General features: G+C 65.7%; 19 protein-coding genes and 1 other RNA gene. 12 read left to right on the forward strand and 8 right to left on the reverse strand.

Translation table 11 applies throughout. From position 1 onward, the window contains the following. The first annotated feature begins 40 nt into the window (after positions 1-40). The 5 genes from argB (at position 41) to dapE (ending at position 5,033) form a co-directional block, all read left to right on the forward strand. Positions 41-928 carry an acetylglutamate kinase gene (argB, locus tag P6U31_RS34150; RefSeq protein ID WP_407185995.1) on the forward strand — a complete coding sequence of 296 codons (888 nt, stop codon included), beginning with the start codon at positions 41-43 and terminating at the stop codon, positions 926-928. A 197-nt stretch (positions 929-1,125) separates the two neighbouring features. Further along, complete coding sequence (locus P6U31_RS34155; protein ID WP_407190035.1) at positions 1,126-2,112, forward strand: DUF1036 domain-containing protein; 987 nt, start codon at positions 1,126-1,128, stop codon at positions 2,110-2,112. Positions 2,113-2,126: 14 nt separating this feature from the next. After that, positions 2,127-2,822: a pyrimidine 5'-nucleotidase gene (locus P6U31_RS34160; protein ID WP_407185996.1), complete on the forward strand. Its 696-nt coding sequence runs from the start codon at positions 2,127-2,129 to the stop codon at positions 2,820-2,822. Between the two features lie 188 nt (positions 2,823-3,010). Next, on the forward strand, positions 3,011-3,856 hold the full coding sequence (gene dapD, locus P6U31_RS34165) for a 2,3,4,5-tetrahydropyridine-2,6-dicarboxylate N-succinyltransferase (RefSeq protein ID WP_407185997.1): 846 nt from the start codon (positions 3,011-3,013) through the stop codon (positions 3,854-3,856). Positions 3,857-3,866: 10 nt separating this feature from the next. Next, positions 3,867-5,033, forward strand: coding sequence for a succinyl-diaminopimelate desuccinylase (dapE, locus tag P6U31_RS34170; RefSeq protein ID WP_407185998.1), 1,167 nt, complete (start codon positions 3,867-3,869; stop codon positions 5,031-5,033). A gap of 76 nt (positions 5,034-5,109) precedes the next feature. Here dapE and truA read toward each other — a convergent pair whose 3' ends face one another. The 3 genes from truA to def form a co-directional block, all read right to left on the reverse strand. Beyond that, a complete protein-coding gene (truA, locus tag P6U31_RS34175; RefSeq protein WP_407185999.1) occupies positions 5,110-5,847 on the reverse strand; it encodes a tRNA pseudouridine(38-40) synthase TruA in 738 nt (245 codons plus the stop codon). A gap of 112 nt (positions 5,848-5,959) precedes the next feature. Continuing rightward, complete coding sequence (gene fmt, locus P6U31_RS34180; protein WP_407186000.1) at positions 5,960-6,883, reverse strand: methionyl-tRNA formyltransferase; 924 nt, start codon at positions 6,881-6,883, stop codon at positions 5,960-5,962. A gap of 200 nt (positions 6,884-7,083) precedes the next feature. Then, positions 7,084-7,611 (reverse strand): peptide deformylase, encoded by a 528-nt coding sequence (gene def, locus P6U31_RS34185; protein ID WP_028138894.1) that lies wholly within the window; start codon positions 7,609-7,611, stop codon positions 7,084-7,086. Between the two features lie 170 nt (positions 7,612-7,781). Here def and P6U31_RS34190 point away from each other — a divergent pair, with 170 nt between their 5' ends. Continuing rightward, entirely contained in the window at positions 7,782-8,978 is a 1,197-nt protein-coding gene (locus tag P6U31_RS34190; protein WP_407186001.1) for a DNA recombination protein RmuC, read from the forward strand. A 137-nt stretch (positions 8,979-9,115) separates the two neighbouring features. Beyond that, entirely contained in the window at positions 9,116-10,480 is a 1,365-nt protein-coding gene (locus tag P6U31_RS34195) for an AmpG family muropeptide MFS transporter (RefSeq protein WP_407186002.1), read from the forward strand. A gap of 156 nt (positions 10,481-10,636) precedes the next feature. On the opposite strand, the gene P6U31_RS34200 is transcribed toward P6U31_RS34195, so the two are convergent. The 5 genes from P6U31_RS34200 to ffs form a co-directional block, all read right to left on the reverse strand. Next, on the reverse strand, positions 10,637-11,068 hold the full coding sequence (locus P6U31_RS34200; RefSeq protein WP_407186003.1) for a hypothetical protein: 432 nt from the start codon (positions 11,066-11,068) through the stop codon (positions 10,637-10,639). A 29-nt stretch (positions 11,069-11,097) separates the two neighbouring features. After that, positions 11,098-11,700, reverse strand: a complete 603-nt coding sequence (recR, locus tag P6U31_RS34205) for a recombination mediator RecR (protein ID WP_128928299.1) — start codon at positions 11,698-11,700, stop codon at positions 11,098-11,100. A 1-nt stretch (position 11,701) separates the two neighbouring features. Then, the gene (locus P6U31_RS34210; protein WP_407186004.1) at positions 11,702-12,022 is read right to left on the reverse strand and encodes a YbaB/EbfC family nucleoid-associated protein; all 321 of its coding nucleotides are present in this window, start codon (positions 12,020-12,022) and stop codon (positions 11,702-11,704) included. A gap of 32 nt (positions 12,023-12,054) precedes the next feature. Beyond that, positions 12,055-13,881 (reverse strand): DNA polymerase III subunit gamma/tau, encoded by a 1,827-nt coding sequence (locus P6U31_RS34215; RefSeq protein WP_407186005.1) that lies wholly within the window; start codon positions 13,879-13,881, stop codon positions 12,055-12,057. 96 nt (positions 13,882-13,977) lie between these two features. Further along, an RNA gene (gene ffs / locus P6U31_RS34220) (signal recognition particle sRNA small type) lies at positions 13,978-14,074 on the reverse strand. A gap of 183 nt (positions 14,075-14,257) precedes the next feature. Between ffs and P6U31_RS34225 the strand changes: the two genes are divergently transcribed. From P6U31_RS34225 to P6U31_RS34245, 5 genes are all read left to right on the forward strand, one after another. Continuing rightward, positions 14,258-15,103, forward strand: a complete 846-nt coding sequence (locus P6U31_RS34225; protein WP_407186006.1) for a transporter substrate-binding domain-containing protein — start codon at positions 14,258-14,260, stop codon at positions 15,101-15,103. Positions 15,104-15,226: 123 nt separating this feature from the next. Beyond that, positions 15,227-15,889: an amino acid ABC transporter permease gene (locus tag P6U31_RS34230; RefSeq protein ID WP_407190036.1), complete on the forward strand. Its 663-nt coding sequence runs from the start codon at positions 15,227-15,229 to the stop codon at positions 15,887-15,889. After that, positions 15,886-16,680, forward strand: coding sequence for an amino acid ABC transporter ATP-binding protein (locus P6U31_RS34235; protein WP_407186007.1), 795 nt, complete (start codon positions 15,886-15,888; stop codon positions 16,678-16,680). Before P6U31_RS34230 ends, P6U31_RS34235 begins: the two co-directional genes overlap by 4 nt. Continuing rightward, a complete protein-coding gene (locus tag P6U31_RS34240) occupies positions 16,680-17,435 on the forward strand; it encodes an SDR family NAD(P)-dependent oxidoreductase (RefSeq protein ID WP_407186008.1) in 756 nt (251 codons plus the stop codon). Before P6U31_RS34235 ends, P6U31_RS34240 begins: the two co-directional genes overlap by 1 nt. Then, positions 17,432-18,559 (forward strand): muconate cycloisomerase family protein, encoded by a 1,128-nt coding sequence (locus tag P6U31_RS34245; protein ID WP_407186009.1) that lies wholly within the window; start codon positions 17,432-17,434, stop codon positions 18,557-18,559. The genes P6U31_RS34240 and P6U31_RS34245 overlap by 4 nt, the downstream gene beginning before the upstream one ends. The last annotated feature ends 179 nt before the right edge of the window (positions 18,560-18,738 follow it).

Consider the following 18,738-nt stretch of genomic DNA (forward strand, 5'->3'; position numbering starts at 1 on the left):
ATAGAACGCGCACCGACCGACCCGCCAGCGAGACCGTGACATGACCGACATCTCTCCGCTCGACCAGGCCCGCATCCTGTCCGAGGCGCTGCCGCACATGCAGCAGTATGACGAGGAAACCATCGTCATCAAATATGGCGGCCATGCCATGGGCGACGAGGAGACCGCGAAGAACTTTGCCCGCGACATCGTGCTGCTGGAGCAGACGGCGATCAATCCCGTCGTGGTCCATGGCGGCGGACCGCAGATCGCGACCATGCTCAAGCGGCTCGGCATTCAATCGGAGTTCGCCGCCGGCCTGCGCATCACCGACGCCGCGACCATCGAGATCGTCGAGATGGTGCTCGCCGGCTCCGTCAACAAGCAGATCGTCGGCTATATCAACGAGGCCGGCGGCAAGGCGGTGGGCCTGTCCGGCAAGGACGGCAACATGGTGAAGGCGACCAAGACGACGCGCACCATCATCGATCCGGGCTCGAACATCGAGAAGGCGATCGATCTCGGCTTCGTCGGCGACCCTGAGAAGGTCGACCTCACGCTCCTCAATCAGCTGATCGGCTACGAGCTGATCCCGGTGCTGGCGCCGCTGGCGACCTCCAGGGACGGCCAGACTCTGAACGTCAACGCCGATACCTTCGCCGGCGCGGTGGCGGGCGCGCTGAAGGCCAAGCGCCTGTTGCTGCTCACCGACGTGCCCGGCGTGCTCGACAAGTCGAAGAAGCTGATCCCGCAACTGTCGGTGAAGGACGCGCGAAAACTGATCGCCGACGGCACCATTTCCGGCGGCATGATCCCGAAGGTCGAGACCTGCATCTACGCGCTGGAACAGGGCGTCGAGGGCGTCGTCATCATCGACGGCAAGATGCAGCACGCGGTTCTGCTCGAGCTCTTCACCAACCAGGGCACGGGAACGCTGATCCACAAGTGATGAGCGAACGCGAGCAGCGGAAGAAGGTCGTCTTGCCCGGGCTTGACCCGGACATCCACGGTGCTCGCTTCGCTCCGTCATTCCGGATCGCCCGACGGGCGAATCCGGAATCTCGAGATTCCGGGTCTGGTCCTGCGGACCATCCCGGAATGACGGGGCAGCGTCGCCCCCGCCGCTCCCCCTTCACCCGCTTCCTGATGACGCTGCCCGCCGCTGCCGTCTCGTTCGTCTCCTCCGCCGCCCCTGCGATTGCCGATCTCAAGATCTGCAACAGGATGTCCTATGTCGTCGAGGCCGCGATCGGCATCGACGACAAGGCGGCGACCGCGACGCGCGGCTGGTTCAGGATCGATCCCGCGGCCTGCCGCGTGGTGGTGCAGGGCACGCTGACCGCCGACCGCATCCTGCTCAATGCTCGCGCGCTCGGCGTCTATGGCGCCTCTCCGATCCCGCAGAACGGCCGCGACATGCTGTGCGTGGCACAGGACAATTTCGTCATTGCAGCCGCACGGCAGTGCCGCACCGGCCAGACGCAGGTCCCGTTCACGCAAGTGACGCCGACGCAAGCGGCGGACGGCAACCTCACGGCCTATCTCGCCGAGGATTCCGAATATGACGACGAGCAGGCGCGCCTTGCCGGCATCCAGCGCCTGCTGGTGATCGCAGGCTATGACGCTGCGCCGATCGACGGCGTCGACGGGCCGAAGACGCAAGCCGCGCTCGCCGCCTTCCTGAAGAGCCGCGGATTGTCGTCGGACGTCGTCGGCTCGCAGAACTTCTTCAAGACCATGGTCGATGCGGTGCAGACGCCGTCCGCGACCGGCCTCACCTGGTGCAACGACACGCCGCACAAGGTGATGGCGGCAATCGCGACCGACGACGGCAAATCCGTGACCAGCCGCGGCTGGTATCGCATCGATCCCAAGTCCTGCCTGCATCCTGATGTGAGCGGCCAGCCGAAGCAGATCTTCAGCTTCGCCGAAGCGGTCGACGCCGACAACCGGGTCGTCAAGCTGAAGGACCGGCCGCTGAACTGGAGCGGCGACAAGCAGCTCTGCACGCGCGAGACCAAGTTCGAGACCAATGAGCAGACCGATTGCGGCGCGCGTGGATTTACCGTGACGGGCTTTGCCGCGGTGGACATGTCGAGCGGCGGCAAGACGCTGCGGTTTGCCGCGCCGTGATCGTGAGAGCCGTGATGAAATCCCCCCGCAGCTTCGCCCACGTCGACACCTGGGTGTTCGACCTCGACAACACGCTCTATCCGCACCACGTCAATCTGTGGCAGCAGGTCGACGCCCGAATCGGCGAGTTCGTCTGCAACTGGCTGAACGTCGGCCCGGAGGAAGCGCGGGCGATCCAGAAAGACTATTACCGCCGCTTCGGCACCACCATGCGCGGCATGATGACCCTGCATGGCGTTTCCGCCGACGACTATCTCGCCTACGTCCACAAGATCGACCACTCGCCGCTGGAGCCGAACCCGGCGCTCGGCGAAGCCATCGCAAAATTGTCGGGGCGCAAGCTGATCCTGACCAACGGTTCGGTCGACCATGTGGATGCGGTGCTGGCCCGTCTCGGCCTCGGCTCGCATTTCGACGCCGTGTTCGACATCATCGCGGCCGAGTTCGAGCCGAAACCGGCACCGCAGACCTATCGGAAATTCCTCGCCGACCATGCGGTCGATCCGACCCGGGCGGCGATGTTCGAGGACCTCGCCCGCAATCTCACCGTCCCGCACCAGCTCGGCATGACGACCGTGCTGGTGGTGCCGGACGGGACGAAGGAGGTGGTGCGGGAGGACTGGGAACTGGAGGGCCGGGATGCAGCCCATGTCGACTACGTCACGGACGACCTGACGGGGTTTTTGGCGGGATTGTCCCACCCCAAATAGCCCGTCATACCCCGCGAAGGCGGGGTATCCAGTAATCGCTGGCATCTCGATTCATCGCCATCGCCGCGGCGTACTGGATCACCCGCTTTCGCGGGTGATGACACCGAACCCAGCTTGACTCTCCCGGTCCAAATCCCGAAAAAGCGCTCCAATTGATGCGAAGCTACGCCCTCCCAGAGGAAATCCCGATGTCCCTTGCAGCCCTCGAATCCACCATCAACAGCGCCTTCGACGCGCGTGACGGCATCTCGACCTCGACCAAGGGTGAGGTGCGCGAGGCCGTGGACGAGGCGCTGGAGACCCTGGACAAGGGCGAGGCGCGCGTTGCCGAGCGCGGCGCCGATGGCAAGTGGAACGTCAATCAGTGGCTGAAGAAGGCGGTGCTGCTCTCGTTCCGCCTCAACGACATGGGCGTCATTCCCGGCGGTCCCGGCAAGGCGACCTGGTGGGACAAGGTGCCCTCGAAGTTCGAAGGCTGGGGCGAGAACCGCTTTCGCGACGCCGGCTTTCGCGCGGTGCCGGGCGCCGTCGTGCGCCGCTCGGCCTTCATTGCCAAGAACGTCGTGCTGATGCCGTCCTTCGTCAATCTCGGCGCCTATGTCGATGAGAGCACCATGGTGGACACCTGGGCCACCGTCGGCTCCTGCGCGCAGATCGGCAAGCGCGTGCACATCTCCGGCGGCGCCGGCATCGGCGGCGTGCTCGAGCCGCTGCAGGCCGAGCCTGTCATCATCGAGGACGACTGCTTCATCGGCGCGCGCTCGGAAGTGGCCGAAGGCGTGATCGTGCGCAAGGGCGCGGTGCTGGCGATGGGCGTGTTCCTGGGCGCCTCGACCAAGATCGTCGACCGCGAGACCGGCGAGGTCTTCATGGGCGAAGTGCCGGAATATTCCGTGGTGGTGCCCGGCGCCCTGCCCGGCAAGCCGATGAAGAACGGCCAGATCGGCCCCAGCACCGCCTGCGCGGTGATCGTCAAGCGCGTCGACGAGCGCACGCGGTCGAAGACGAGCATCAACGAGTTGCTGCGGGATTGATTGAGCGCGCATGACCGACGCTCTCTCCATTGCCCGCGATCTCATCCGCTGCCCCTCGGTAACCCCTGAAGATGCCGGTGCGCTCGGGGTGCTCGAAAGAGCCCTCGGCGCTGCGGGCTTCACCTGCCACCGGGTGACCTTCAGCGAAGAAGGCACCGCCGACGTCGACAATCTCTATGCGCGGATCGGCACCGAAGGCCCGCACATCACCTTTGCCGGCCACACCGACGTGGTGCCGCCCGGCGACGAGAGCGCCTGGAGCGTCGGTGCGTTCTCGGGCGAGGTGAAGGACGGTGTCCTGCACGGCCGCGGCGCGGTCGACATGAAGGGCGGCATCGCCTGCTCGGTCGCTGCCGTGCTGGAGCATCTCGCGTCGAATGGCGGCAAGCCGCGCAGCGACGGGACGGGTTCGATCTCGTTCCTGATCACCGGCGACGAGGAAGACGTCTCCATCAACGGCACCATCAAGCTGCTCAAATGGGCCGCCGAGCGCGGCGAGAAGTTCGATCATTGCGTGCTGGGCGAGCCCTCCAATGTCGAGACGCTCGGCGACACCATCAAGGTCGGCCGCCGTGGTTCGCAGTCCGGCACGCTCGTCGTCGACGGCGTGCAGGGCCACGTCGCCTATCCGCACCGCGCCTCCAATCCGGTACCGGATATCTCGCGGCTGATCGTGGCGATCTCCGACGAGCCGCTCGATCACGGCAGCGCGCAGTTCCAGGCCTCCAATCTCGAATTCGTCTCGGTCGACGTCGGCAACAAAGCCTTCAACGTCATCCCCGGCGAAGCCCGCGCCAAGTTCAACATCCGCTACAACGACAACCACACCCAGGCGAGCCTGCGCGAGCTGGTCGAGACGCGTCTCGCCAAGGCCTGCGGCAATCGCATCAAGGCTCGCATCGTCTGGGAGCCTTCGAACTCCAACGTGTTCGTGACCAAGCCCGGCCCGTTCACCGATCTCGCGGTGTCCGCGATCGAGGAGGTGACGGGGCGCAAGCCCGAGCTGTCGACGTCGGGCGGCACCTCGGATGCGCGGTTCATCTCGAGCTACTGCCCGGTGATCGAGTTCGGGCTGGTCGGCCAGACCATGCACCAGGTCGACGAGCGCGTGCCGGTGGCCGATCTGGAAAAGCTGACGAAGGTGTATCGCGGGATTCTGACGCGGTATTTTGCGTAGGCACTGATCGCCGCCCAACCCACCGCCGTCATGCCCGGGCTTGTCCCGGCCATGACGCCAGTGACAGCATCAGACCCTAATAATCCACCTTCATCAGGTACAGCCCCTCCGGCGGCGCGACGATGCCGCAGGCGGCGCGGTTGCGGGCGGCGAGGGCGGCGGACAGATCGTCGGCGGTCCAGCGGCCTTCGCCGACCCAGACCAGAGATCCCACCATCGAGCGCACCTGGCTGTGCAGGAACGAGCGCGCCGAGGTGACGATCGTGATCTCGCGGCCGTCGCGGAGCACGTCGAGCTGGTCGAGCGTCTTCTCAGGCGACTTGGCCTGGCACTCGGTGTCGCGGAAGGTGGTGAAATCGTGCTTGCCGAGCAGGCGCTGCGCCGCCGCATGCATCGCATCGGCGTCGAGCTTGCGCGGCACGCGCCAGGCGTGGCCGACATCGAGCGCGAGATTGGCGCGGGTGTTGATGACGCGATAGCGGTAGTGGCGCTTCACCGCCGAGAAGCGCGCCTCGAAGCTGTCGGGCACGATCTCGGCTTCCAGCACCGCGATCGGATGCGGACGCAGATGCGCATTGAGCCCGTCGCGGAAGCGGCCCGGCGGAAACTGCTTGTCGACGTCGACATGTGCGACCTGACCGCGCGCGTGCACGCCGGCATCGGTGCGGCCGGCACCATGGACGCGCAGATCCGCCCCGGTCATCGCCTTCACGGCGGCCTCCAGCGCGCCCTGCACCGACGGCAGCGTATCCTGCACCTGCCAGCCGAAGAACGGCGCGCCGTCATATTCGATGGTGAGCTTGTAGCGGGGCATCTATCCGATTTTGTCCGGTGTCATTGCCGGGCTTGACCCGGCAATCCATCGCCTGGGAAAGAGTCTTGTTAGAAGATGGATACGCGGGTCAAGCCCGCGTATGACGAGTTGGCTAGCTGAACTTCGATCCTGTCTTCACAGGCACGCCCCGCAGGAAGTCGGCGGCCTGCATCCGGCCCTTGCCCTCGCGCTGCAGCTCGATGATGCGGATGGCACCCTCGCCGCACGCGATGGTGAGGTGATCGTCGAGCACCGCGCCCGGTGCGCCCGAACCGTTCGCCAGCTCGCAGCGCAGGATTTTTACCCGCGCATCGTCAAGCTCGCTCCAGGCGCCGGGAAAGGGCGAGAGGCCGTGGATGTGGCGCAGCACCGCACGCGCGGGCTTGCTCCAGTCGATCCGCGCCTCGGCCTTGTCGATCTTGGCGGCATAGGTGACACCGTCCTCGCTCTGCTTCTTGAGCTGGAGCCCACCGCGATCGAGCGCGGCCATGGCGCGCACCATCAGATCGGCACCGAGGCGGGACAGGCGATCGTGCAGGTCGAGCGCCGTCATGCTGTCGGTGATGGCAAGGCGCTCGGCCATGGCGACGTCGCCGGTATCCAGGCCGACGTCCATCTTCATGACCATCACGCCGCTCTCGGCATCACCTGCCATGATCGCGCGGTTGATCGGCGCGGCACCGCGCCAGCGCGGCAATAGCGAAGCGTGCAGATTGTAGCAGCCGAGCCTGGGCGCATCGAGGATCGCCTGCGGCAGGATCATGCCGTAGGCGACGACGACGGCGGCATCGGCCTCGAACGCGCTGAACTCGTCGAGCGCCTCCTGCGTCTTCAGCGTCTTCGGCGTCAGCACCGGCACGCCGAGCTTTCGCGCCGCTTCCTCGACCGGGGTCGGCTGCAATTGCAGGCCGCGCCGCCCGCCTGGCTTCGGCGCGCGGGTGTAGACGGCGACGATCTCGTGGCCGTGCGAGACCAGCTCGAGCAGCGTCGGCACGGAGAAATCGGGCGTGCCCATGAAGATCAGGCGGAGGGGCATCAACAGACTCGCTGTGTTCCCTCCCCCCTTGTGGGGGAGGGCTAGGGAGGGGGGTGCCACACGACGCGCTCTCACGGCTCAAGCGCTAATCAATGCTTCGCCCAATTAAACCATTTGCTGGGCTACCCCCCTCCCCTACCCTCCGCCACAAGGGGGGAGGGAGCGGAGCGGAGCGTGTCGCGACACCAAGCGCTTGCAATTTACTCGCCAGCGCGCTTGGCGGCCTTCTCGAACTTTTTCATGACGCGGTCGCGCTTGAGCTTCGATAGATAATCGACGAACAAGACGCCGTTGAGATGGTCGATCTCGTGCTGGATGCAGGTGGCGTAGAGGCCCTCGGCGTCCTCTTCGTGCACCTTGCCATCGAGATCGGTGAAGCGCACGCGCACCTTCGCCGGGCGCTCGACCTCCTCGTAATATTCCGGGATCGAGAGGCAGCCTTCCTCGTAGACCGAAAGTTCTTCGGACGAGGCGATGATCTCGGGGTTGATGAAGACGCGCGGCAGCGGCTTGGTCTCGCCGTTCTCGTCGCGCTTGGCGAGGTCCATGGTGATCAGCCGCAGCGGCTGCGCGACCTGGATCGCGGCAAGCCCAATGCCGGGCGCGTCGTACATGGTTTCGAACATGTCGTCGGCAAGCTTGCGGATCTCCGAAGTGACCTTCTCGATCGGCTTGGAGACGAGGCGCAGCTGCTTGTCGGGCAGGATGATGATTTCTCTGAGGGCCATGGCCGCGATTTAAGCCCCAGGCCGGATGCGGTCAATGCGGCCAGGAACCCCGTTAACCCCTCGCTAACCATAAACCTTCGCTTTTCGTTAACCATAAAAATTAGGGGTTGATTAACCCCGATCGTTCCCTCTTCGTTCGCGAATACCGGCGAATCGCGTTAGAAGGGCCCATGAACGAGATCATCTTCATGCTGGGCGACTGGCCGGTGCGCACGATCGATGCGCTGATCGGGTTCGGCGCCCTCGTCCTCATCCTGCTGGTGGTCATTGCGGTGGTGATCGCGCGTTCCGGGCGGCGCGGCGCGGAACTGGCGATGGCCCATGCGATCCGGGCCGACGAACTCGAGGAGCGCCTCGCCCAGGTGCTGCGCGCCCAGAGCGAGGCGTCCGGCCGGGTCGACGCCATGACCCAGACGCTTGCCGGCCGCCAGGCCGAGATGGCGCGGGCGGTCAACGAGCGGCTGGATTCGGTCACCCATCGCGTCGGCCAATCCATGGAACATTCGACCCGCAACACCATGGAGAGCCTGCGCGCGCTGCATGAGCGGCTCGGCATCATCGACAGCGCCCACAAGAACCTCACCGACCTCACCACCCAGGTGACCACCCTGCGCGACGTGCTCGCCAACAAGCAGTCGCGCGGCGCCTTCGGCCAGGCGCGAATGGAGGCGATCGTCCAGGACGGACTGCCGAAGGGGTCCTACGAGTTCCAGTTCACGCTCTCGACCGGCAAGCGGCCGGATTGCGTCGTGTTCCTGCCCGACCAGCGCCCGCTCTGCATCGACGCGAAGTTTCCGCTGGAGGCTATGACGGCGCTGCACGACGCCCGTACCGACGAGGAGCGGCGCGTTGCCACGCAGCGGCTGCGCAGCGACGTGATGAAGCATGTCAGCGACATCGCCGAAAAATATCTCGTCACCGGCGAGACCCAGGAGATGGCGCTGATGTTCGTGCCCTCGGAATCGGTCTATGCCGAGATCCACGACGGCTTCGACGACGTGATCCAGAAGGCCTATCGCGCCCGCGTCGTGCTGGTGTCGCCCTCGCTCCTGATGCTCGCGATCCAGGTGATGCAGCAGATCATGAAGGACGCGCGCATGCGCGATGCCGCCGATCAGATCCGCACCGAGGTGATCAAGCTCGGCGACGACCTCGGCCGCCTGCGCGACCGCGTCCTCAAGCTGCAAAAGCATTTCGCCGACGTGAACGAGGACGTCCGCCAGGTGCTGATCTCCGCCGACAAGATCGAGAAGCGCGCCGGGCGGATCGAGGAACTGGACTTCAGCAAGACCGACGCCGAGGGTCCGCGACTGGTGGCGACGGGCGCGGGCGAGTTGTTCCCGCGGAAGCTCCAGGCGGGGGAGTGAGATTAAGCCGTCATGGCCGGGCTTGTCCCGGCCATCCACGCCTTATCGCACCAAAGAACGTGGATGCCCGGGACAAGCCCGGGCATGACGGGTTTTGCGGCAGAGGCAGCGTCCCCAGAATCTGCTAACACCGCCCCATGACCGCACCCGACGCGACCTCCGCCGCCGCGACTTCCGCCCCTGCGAACTCCTGGCGCGACAGTCTTGCCGTTTACCTGCAGCCGCGGGTGCTGATCGTGCTGTTTCTGGGCTTCTCCTCCGGCCTGCCTCTGGCGCTGTCGGGCTCGACGCTGCTGGTCTGGATGCGCGAGGCCGGGGTCGATCTCAAGACCATCGGGCTGTTTGCGCTGGTCGGCACGCCCTACACGCTGAAGTTCCTGTGGGCGCCGCTGGTCGATGCGCTGCATGTGCCGCTGTTCACCCGCGCCTTCGGCCGGCGGCGCGGCTGGCTGGTGTTTTCGCAACTGCTGCTGATCGTCGCGATCCTGTTGCTGGCGCTGACGGATCCGGCACGCTCGCCGTTCTACGTCGCGCTCGGCGCGCTGCTGGTGGCGACGACATCGTCGACGCAGGACATCGTGGTCGATGCCTTCCGCGTCGAGAGCCTGCCCGAGAGCGAGCAGGCCGCCGGCATGGCGGCTTACGTCGCCGCCTACCGCATCGGCATGCTGGTCTCGACTGCGGGCGCGCTGTTCATCGTCTCGGGTTTCGAGAGCACGGGTATCACCCGCACGTCGGCCTGGATGTGGGGCTATATGGTGATGGCGGCGATGGTGCTGATCGGGACGATCACAGCGCTGGTGGCAACCGAGCCTGAACAATCGGAGCGGGCGGATGCCGCGACGCAAGCCGACAGCGCGTTGACGCGCGTGCTGCACGCGGCGATTGGCGCCTTCTCGGAGTTCTTGACGCGCAAGGATGCGCTCGCCGCGCTCGCCTTCGTCGTGCTGTTCAAGTTCACCGACGCCTTCTCCGGCACGATGACCGCGCCGTTCGTGATCGACCTCGGCTTCACCCGCAATGACTATGCGGCGATCGTGAAGGGCGTCGGCCTCGCCGCGACGCTGATCGGCGGATTTGCAGGCGGCTTCGTCGCGCGGCGCTATTCGCTGGCGACATCGCTCTGGATCGGCGGCGTGGTGCAGGCGCTGGCCAATCTCTCCTTCTCCTGGCTCGCCATCGTCGGCACCAATCAATGGGCGCTGGCGTTCGCCATCTGCGCCGAGAACTTTACCAGCGCCATCGGCACCGTGATTTTCGTCGCCTACCTCTCGGCGCTGTGCCAGAACCCGCTGCACACGGCGACGCAATATGCGCTGCTCACCGCGCTCGCGGCGGTCGGGCGGACATACCTCTCGTCAGGCGCAGGCTTCGTCGCCGAGATGACCGGCTGGCCGTTGTTCTTCGTGATCTGCGTGCTGGTGGCGATCCCGAGTCTGATGCTGCTGGCCTGGCTTCAGAAGCGCGGGCATTTCGAGGCGCTCGGACCGGTGAGGGTGTAGGCTCCCGTCTCTCCACCGTCATTGCGAGCCAACGGGTCCGCGCAAGGCGCGGCCCGATGACAGGCTCCGCCAAGCAATCCAGACTGTCACCGAAGAAGCAGTCTGGATTGCTTCGTCGCAAGGGCTCCTCGCAATGACGGCGGAGAGAGCGTCCTCCTACTGCTTCTTGATGATGCTCCACTTCGTGATCACGGCCTCGCTCATCTGGCCGGCATCGCTGGCGCAGGCGATCTCGTCGACCTTGACGGAGATCTCCTTGCCGACAAAGGATTTCAGCTGCGTGGCTTGCGCGTCGCTGGAGGTGACGAGCTGGAACGTCTCGGGCCCAGTCTCGAGGTTGCACAGCCCGTTCGGCGCCGGCAGGCGACGCGGTTCGGAGGTGATCTGGTAGGTCGCGACGCGCTTGCCGTTCTTGGCGTCGCGCACTTTCAGCGCGCTCAGCTCTCCCGAAAGTACGTCGCCATTGTTGATCGGCTTGCCCGGTTTCGACGGCGGCACCTCGTCACCCTGCTGCGCGGCGATCGCCGGGCTAACCAGCATCGCCATCGTCGCAACCATAGCCAAGCGTGTGGCGAAAAGTTTCGTCATGTCGTCGGTTCCGTCAGATCTTTGGATGGCTAGAACAGGGTGCGCTGCCGCATCGCAGCCGATAGCGTACCTTCGTCGAGATAATCAAGCTCACCGCCGACTGGAACTCCATGGGCGAGCCGCGTCACCTTCACGTTGGCGTCCTGAAGCAGGTCGGTGATGTAGTGCGCCGTGGTCTGGCCGTCGACCGTCGCATTCAGCGCCAGGATGATTTCGTGCACCTGCGAATCATGGGCGCGCGCGACCAGCGCGTCGATGGTCAGATCCTGCGGGCCGACACCGTCGAGCGGCGACAATGTCGCGCCCAGCACATGATAGCGCCCTTGGGTCGCATTGGCCCGCTCCAGCGCCCAGAGGTCGGCAACGTCAGCGACGACGACGATGATGGCGCCATCGCGCTTCGGATCGGTGCAGACGGTGCAGGGATTTTGCGTGTCGATGTTGCCGCAGGTCTTGCAGACCTGGACCTTGTCGAGCGCGACCTGGAGCGCGGAGGCCAGCGGCATCATCAAGGCTTCGCGCTTCTTGATCAGATGCAGCGCCGCGCGCCGCGCCGAGCGTGGACCGAGGCCCGGCAACCGCGCGAGCAGCTGAATCAGCCGCTCGATTTCAGGACCTGCAACCGCGCCCATATTATTGGCCGAACAACCCCGGCGGCAGGCCGAGCCCGCCGGTGAGAGCCTGCATCTTCTCCTGCATGGCCGTCTCCGCCTTGCGGCGCGCATCACCGAGCGCGGTGACGAGCAGGTCTTCCAGCACCTCGCGCTCCTCCGCCTTCATCAGCGACGGATCGATCCTGACTCCCTTGACGTCCATCTTCGCAGTCATGCGCACGGCGACGAGACCGCCGCCCGAGATGCCCTCGACCTCGACATTGGCGAGCTCGTCCTGCATCGCCTGCATCTTGGATTGCAGCTGGGCCGCCTGCTTCATCATGCCGAGAAAATCAGCCATGGGTGCGTGTCCTTGGAAACAGAGAATTGGCTCTAGAGATCGTCGTCGCCGTCGGAACCGTCGGGCGGATCGTCACTGCCATAGTCAGTGTTTATATTGGCTTCCGGCGTCTCGGGGGCAAGCCTGCGGACCTCGACGACCTTCGCCCCGGGGAAACGCGACAGCACCTCCTGCACGCGGGGATCGGCCTCCGCGGTACGCGCATGCTCCTGCTTAGCCGCCTGGTTCACCGAGCGCAGCGTCGGCTGGCCCTGCTCGTTGGAGACGATCACCGTCCAGCGCCGGCCGGTCCACAGCTCGAATTTCTTCGCGAGCTCCGAGATCATGGTCTTGGAGGCGTTGGGCTCGAGCGCAACTTCCAGCCGGCCCTCCTCGAAACGGACGAGGCGCATGTCGCCTTCGAGCGCGCTCTTGGTCATGAGATCGCGCTTCTGCCCGGCCAGCGCCACGAGCTGGGTGAAGCTCGTGATGCGCAGCTGGGGGGCTGCACCTTGCGGATTCGGCGCGGGCGCCGCCATCTGCGGCCGGGCGCCACCGCTGCCAAACGATTGCGGCGAGGACGTCGCCATGCGAGCAGGCATCGCGGAGGCGACCGGCGCAGCCGGCGCACTGCTGCGCGCAGCACCGCCGCCGCTCACGACCGGCGAGCCGCCGCCGTTCTGCTCCAGCATCCTGATCGCTTCGTCGGGCGTCGGCAGGTCGGCGACATAGGCAATGCGCACCAGCACCATCTCGGCGGCGGCAGCCGGGCGCGTCGCGGCCTGCACCTCGGAGATGCCCTTGAGCAGCATCTGCCACATCCGCGACAGCACGCGCATCGAGATCTTCGCGGCGAACTCCTTCGCGCGCACGCGCTCGGTCTCGCCATAGGCGACGTTGTCGGCGGTCGCCGGCACGATCTTCACGCGGGTGACGAAATTGACGAATTCAGCAAGGTCCGAGAGCACGACGATCGGGTCGGCGCCGACATCGTACTGGTCGCGGAATTCCTTGAAGGCGCTCGCGATGTCGCCGCGCGCCAGCGACTCGAAGAGGTCGATGACGCGGGTGCGGTCGGCAAGGCCCAGCATCTGCCTGACCGCATCGGCTTTCACGGCGCCGGCCGCATGCGCGATCGCCTGGTCCAGCAGCGACAGCGAATCGCGTACCGAGCCTTCGGCGGCGCGCGCGATGATGCCGAGCGCCTCCGGCTCGATCTCGACGTTTTCCTTCGCGGCAATATTGGCGAGGTGCTTCATCAGCACGTCGGCCTCGACGCGGCGCAGGTCGAAGCGCTGGCAGCGCGACAGCACCGTGACCGGAACCTTGCGGATCTCGGTGGTCGCGAACACGAACTTGGCGTGCTCCGGCGGCTCCTCCAGCGTCTTCAGGAAGGCGTTGAACGCCGCCGTCGATAGCATGTGGACTTCGTCGATGATGTAGACCTTGTAGCGGGCGCTGGCCGGCGCATAGCGCACGCTGTCATTGATCTGGCGGACGTCGTCGACGCCGGTATGCGAGGCCGCGTCCATCTCCAGCACGTCCATGTGCCGGCTTTCCATGATCGCCTGGCAATGCACGCCCAGCGTGGGCATGTGGATGGTCGGCCCCTTCACCGAACCATCAGGCATCTCGTAGTTGAGCGCACGGGCCAGAATGCGCGCAGTGGTGGTCTTGCCGACGCCGCGGACGCCGGTGAGGATCCAGGCCTGCGGAATGCGCCCGGTCTCGAACGCATTGGAGACGGTGCGGACCACGGCCTCCTGGCCGATCAGATCGTCGAATGAGGAGGGACGGTATTTGCGCGCCAGCACCCGGTAAGGCGCATTGCCGGCCTGGCCGGCGCTATCGGGGTTGGGAGGGGCGCCAGCGTCGGTCATCGGTCGATCCGCAATGAAATGTCTCTTGGCCGGCTTTTGCGGAAAGGAGCGCGCTGGCGGCTGGTGCCGCCGGCGCTGGTTCGCTCGGAAAAACAGGTAGGAGACTGACGAGCGACCCGATCCGGACCTCGTTAGGGCTGCTTCCTTCCGGACCTGACCCGGTTGGCGAGTGGCTCGTCCACCGCCAATCTCCCGGTCCCTATTTGGGGCCAAAGGAAGCGGAAAGCAAGCGGGTATCAGCTCGAACGGCTCGAGTTTGCCCAGCATCCGGGCAATTCCCGGCCTGCCCAGCCGATAGGCTGTGCTTTCGCCGCACGGACCACCTTGCTAAGAAGCCTGCCGGAACTCCATCCAACCAGAAAAGCGATTGATCCCAATGGTTACACGTCGTGATGTTGCATCGATTGTCGGACTCGGTGCGGTGGCCGCGGCCGCGCTGGCTGCCCCGGCCGTGGCCCAGACGGCCGATCCGAACGAATCGACCTTTGCCCGCATCCGCCGGACCAAGAAGATGCGGATCGGTGCCGTCGGCGGCGGCGCGCCCTATTACATGAAGGACCTCGCCTCCGGCCAGTGGAAGGGTTTCTACATCGACATTGCCAAGGGCCTCGCGGACGACATGGAGGCCGAGCTCGAGATCACCGAGACCACCTGGGGGAATTCGGTGCTGGATCTCCAGGCCAACAAGATCGACATCTTCTTCGGCCTCAACCCGACCCCGAAGCGCGCGCTGGTGGTCGATTTCTCGGTGCCGGTCTTCAACAATGCCTTCGCCATCCTCTGCAAGAAGGATTTCAAGCCGAAGAGCTGGGCCGAGCTGAACTCGCCCGACATCAAGATCGCGGTCGATCAGGGCTCCTCGCATGACCAGGTCGTCAGCCGCCTGACGCCGAAGGCGCAGATCACGCGGCTGAAGACCGCGGACGATGCCACCGCCGCGCTGCAGACCGGCCGCGTCGACGCGCAGTGCCTGATCACCATGCTGTCGCTGACCGTGCTGAAGAAGAACCCGTCGCTCGGCCAGCTGGTGCTGCCGACGCCGATCTTCGCCACCACCTCGAATGCCGGCTTCCGACGCGAAACCGACAAGACCTGGCGCGACTACGTCAACACCTGGATCGACTTCAACAAGGGCCTCGGCTTCATCCGCAACGCGATCATCACCAACATGGAGCTGGTGGGCGTGACGGAAGCGGACATTCCGCCGGGCGTGTCGCTTTAAGCTTTCACTGTCATTCCGGGGCTCGCGAGGCGAGAACCCGGAATCTCGCGCTACAATCTCTGGATTCCGGATTCGCCCTCCGGGCGCCCCGGAATGACGTCACCCACGACGAGTAAGACACCCATGTATCAGTGGGACTTCGGCATCCTCTGGAGCTATCGCGTGCTCTTTCTCAACGGGCTCGGCGTCACGGTCGGCTTCACGATCGTCATCGTGCTGTGCGGACTGCTGTTCGGGCTGCTCGGGGCGTTCGGCAGCCTGTCGCGCTTCAGGGCGTTGCGGCTTGGTGCCCTCGCCTTCATCGAAGCGTTCCGCTGCACGCCAATCCTGGTGCAGCTGATCTGGTTCTACTACGCGCTGCCGATCCTCGCCGGCGTCGAGATGACGCCGATCACAGCCTCGGCGCTGGCACTCTCGCTCTATGGCGGCTCGTTCTATTCGGAGATCATTCGCGGCGGCATCGTCTCGATCGACCGCGGCCAGTCCGAGGCCGGCGCCGCGCTCGGCATGACGCCGAGCCAGACCATGCGGCGCATCGTGCTGCCGCAGGCGATCAAGCGGATGATTCCCGCGCTGATGAACCAGTCGATCATTCAGTTCAAGAACACCTCGCTGGTCTCGGTGCTCGCGGTCCCCGATCTCGTCTATCAGAGCCAGGTCGCCGCCCATGACAGCTACCGGCCGCTGGAGACCTACACCGCGGTCGCGGTCGCCTATGCGGCAATCCTGATTCCGCTCACCATCATCGTCCGCCGCGGCGAGAAGCGACTGGCGGTGAGCGAATGAGCGAGACGTCGAAAATCCAGATCCGCGGCCTCCGCAAGAGCTTCGGCAGCAACGAGGTCCTCAAGAACATCAATCTCGACGTCGCCAAGGGCGGTGTGATCGCGCTGATCGGACCGTCGGGCTCCGGCAAGTCGACGCTGCTCCGCTGCATCAATCTCTTGGTCGTGCCCGACGGCGGCAGCGTCCGCGTCGGCGACACAAGCTTTGCGTTCGGCGACGGCGCAAAACTCCCTGATGTGAAGACGCTGGCGAAATTCCGCGCCACCACCGGCATGGTGTTCCAGCATTTTAATCTGTTCCCGCACATGACGACGCTGCAGAACGTGATGGAAGGACCGGTCACGGTGCGGCGCATGGCCAGGGCGGACGCCGAGAAGCTTGCGCGTGCGCAGCTGGCCAAGGTGGGCCTTGCGGAAAAAGCGGACCAATATCCGGCGACGCTCTCAGGCGGACAGAAGCAGCGCGTCGCGATCGCCCGCGCGCTGGCGATGGAACCTGATGTCATGCTGTTCGACGAGGCAACCTCGGCGCTCGATCCCGAGCTCGTCGGTGAAGTCCTGAACGTGATGCAGCGGCTGGCCTCCGAAGGCATGACCATGGTGATCGTGACTCACGAGATTGCGTTCGCTCGCGAGGTCGCCGACCGCCTCATCTTCATGCGCGACGGTGTCGTCGTCGAGGAAGGCCCGGCGCGGCAGGTGATCGACAACCCGCAGGAGGCCGCGACGCGCGCCTTTCTCGGCCATTTCCACCGCACCGGCGCCTTGGCGCCGGCCACACCGGCATCGTGATGACTGAAATCAACCGCGTCTATCTCGTCACCGGTGCCGCCAGCGGCATCGGCCGCGCCACCGCAAAGCTGCTCGCCGCGCCCGGCATCGGGCTCGCGCTGCATACGCGCTCCAATTCGGAAGGCCTCGAGGCGACCGCCACAGCAGCCGCGGCGCAAGGCGCCGTCGTTGCAAAATGCCTCGGTGACCTCGCCGAAGCGACCGCGGCCGCCGACGCCATCGCTGCTGCGCAGGTCGCCTTCGGCCGGCTCGACGGACTGGTTCTGGTCGGCGGCCATGCCCGCCGCGGCAGCGCCATCGGCACACCGCCGGATCAATTCCGGCAGGCGATGGACGAATCGGCACTGGCCTTCACACGGCTGGTCGATGCCGCGCTCCCGCTGCTGCGCGCCGGGCGCGATGCGCGCATCGTCGCGGTGTCGTCCTTCGTCGCACACGCGATCCGCCCCGAATTCGCGCCCTTCGCGGCGACCGCCGCAAGCCGCTCCGCCCTGGAGGCGCTGATGCGGCTCACCGCGATCGAGCTCGCAAGCGACGGCATCACCGTCAACGCGGTGGCGCCCGGCCTCATCGTCAAGGACAGGCCGAGTGAGAGCCGGCTCTCCCCAGAGCAGATTGCCGCAACCGAAGCGCTGATCCCGATGCGCCGCCGCGGGCGGCCGGAGGAGGTCGCCGAAATCATCGCCTTCCTGGCATCTCCGAAGGCGTCTTACGTCACCGGCCAGGTTTGGCACGTCAATGGAGGTCTGACATGAGCCAAGCAACCGTCGAGCGTCTCAGGCTGTTCCTGATCGAAAGCCCGATCAAGATGGCGCGCCTGCAGGGCGTCGGCAACGTCAAGGGCACGGTGAAGCGCGTGCTGATCGAGCTCACGTCCAGCGATGGTATCGTCGGCTGGGGCGAGGCCGCGCCGTGGGAGGTCTTTACAGGAACGCCGGAAGCGGCGTTCTCGGCGCTCGATATCTATTTACGACCCATCGTGCTCGGCAAGCCGGTGCGCCGCATCCGCGCGCTGATGGCCGAGCTCGACCGCGCGCTGGTCGGACATGCCGAGGCCAAGGTTGGAATCGAGATGGCGTTGCTCGACATCGTCGGCAAATCGTCGGGACTTTCAGTCGCCGACCTCCTCGGCGGCCGCGTGCGCGACACCATTCCCCTCTCCTTCTCGATCGCCGATCCGGATTTCGCCGCCGATCTCGAACGCATGCGGAAGATGGTCCCCGACGGCAATACCATCTACAAGGTCAAGACCGGCGTGAAGCCGCATCGCGAGGATCTCGATCATCTCGAGGCGATCCGGAAAGAATTCGGCGACAAGGTCGACCTGCGCGTCGACTACAACCAGGCGCTCGCACCGTTCGGCGCCATCAAGATCCTGCGCGATGTCGAAGAATTCGCTCCGACCTTCATCGAGCAGCCGGTGCCGCGCAAATTTCTCGACGTGATGGCGCAGCTCACCGCAGCCCTGGAAACGCCGGTGCTGGCCGACGAGAGCTGCTTCGACCGCCGCGACATGATGGAGGTGGTGCGCCGCGAGGCGGCCGACGCGGTCTCGATCAAGCTGATGAAGGCCGGCGGCCTGTTCGAGGCGCAGGCGATCATGGCGATCGCCGACATCGCCGGCCTGCCCGGCTATGGCGGCACGCTGTGGGAGGGCGGCATCGGGCTTGCCGCCGGCACGCAGCTGATCGCAGCGACACCGGGCATCTCGCTCGGCTGCGAGTTCTACATGCCGCATCACGTGCTGACCGAGGACGTGCTGGAAGAGCGCATCACCAACCGCGCCGGTCACGTTGTCGTGCCTGACGGCCCGGGCCTTGGCATCCGCGTCAGCGAAGCCTCGGTCCGCGCCAACGCCCGGGTGCTGGCGGAGGCGTGAGATAGCCTCGCGCTCGCCTTCACCTCGCCCCGCTTGCGGCGGGGCTATCGCATATGGCTTTGTGGCGGCCCCCGAGCAAGCGCCTCTCCTTCGAGACGCCCGCTTCGCGGTCTCCTCAGGATGAGGCTGAACTGTATCGGTGTTCGTCGAAAGTGCTGCCGCGCACTCCGTCCTCATCC

This window comes from Bradyrhizobium centrosematis (assembly GCF_045571495.1).
In the GTDB taxonomy this organism is placed as follows: domain Bacteria; phylum Pseudomonadota; class Alphaproteobacteria; order Rhizobiales; family Xanthobacteraceae; genus Bradyrhizobium; species Bradyrhizobium centrosematis.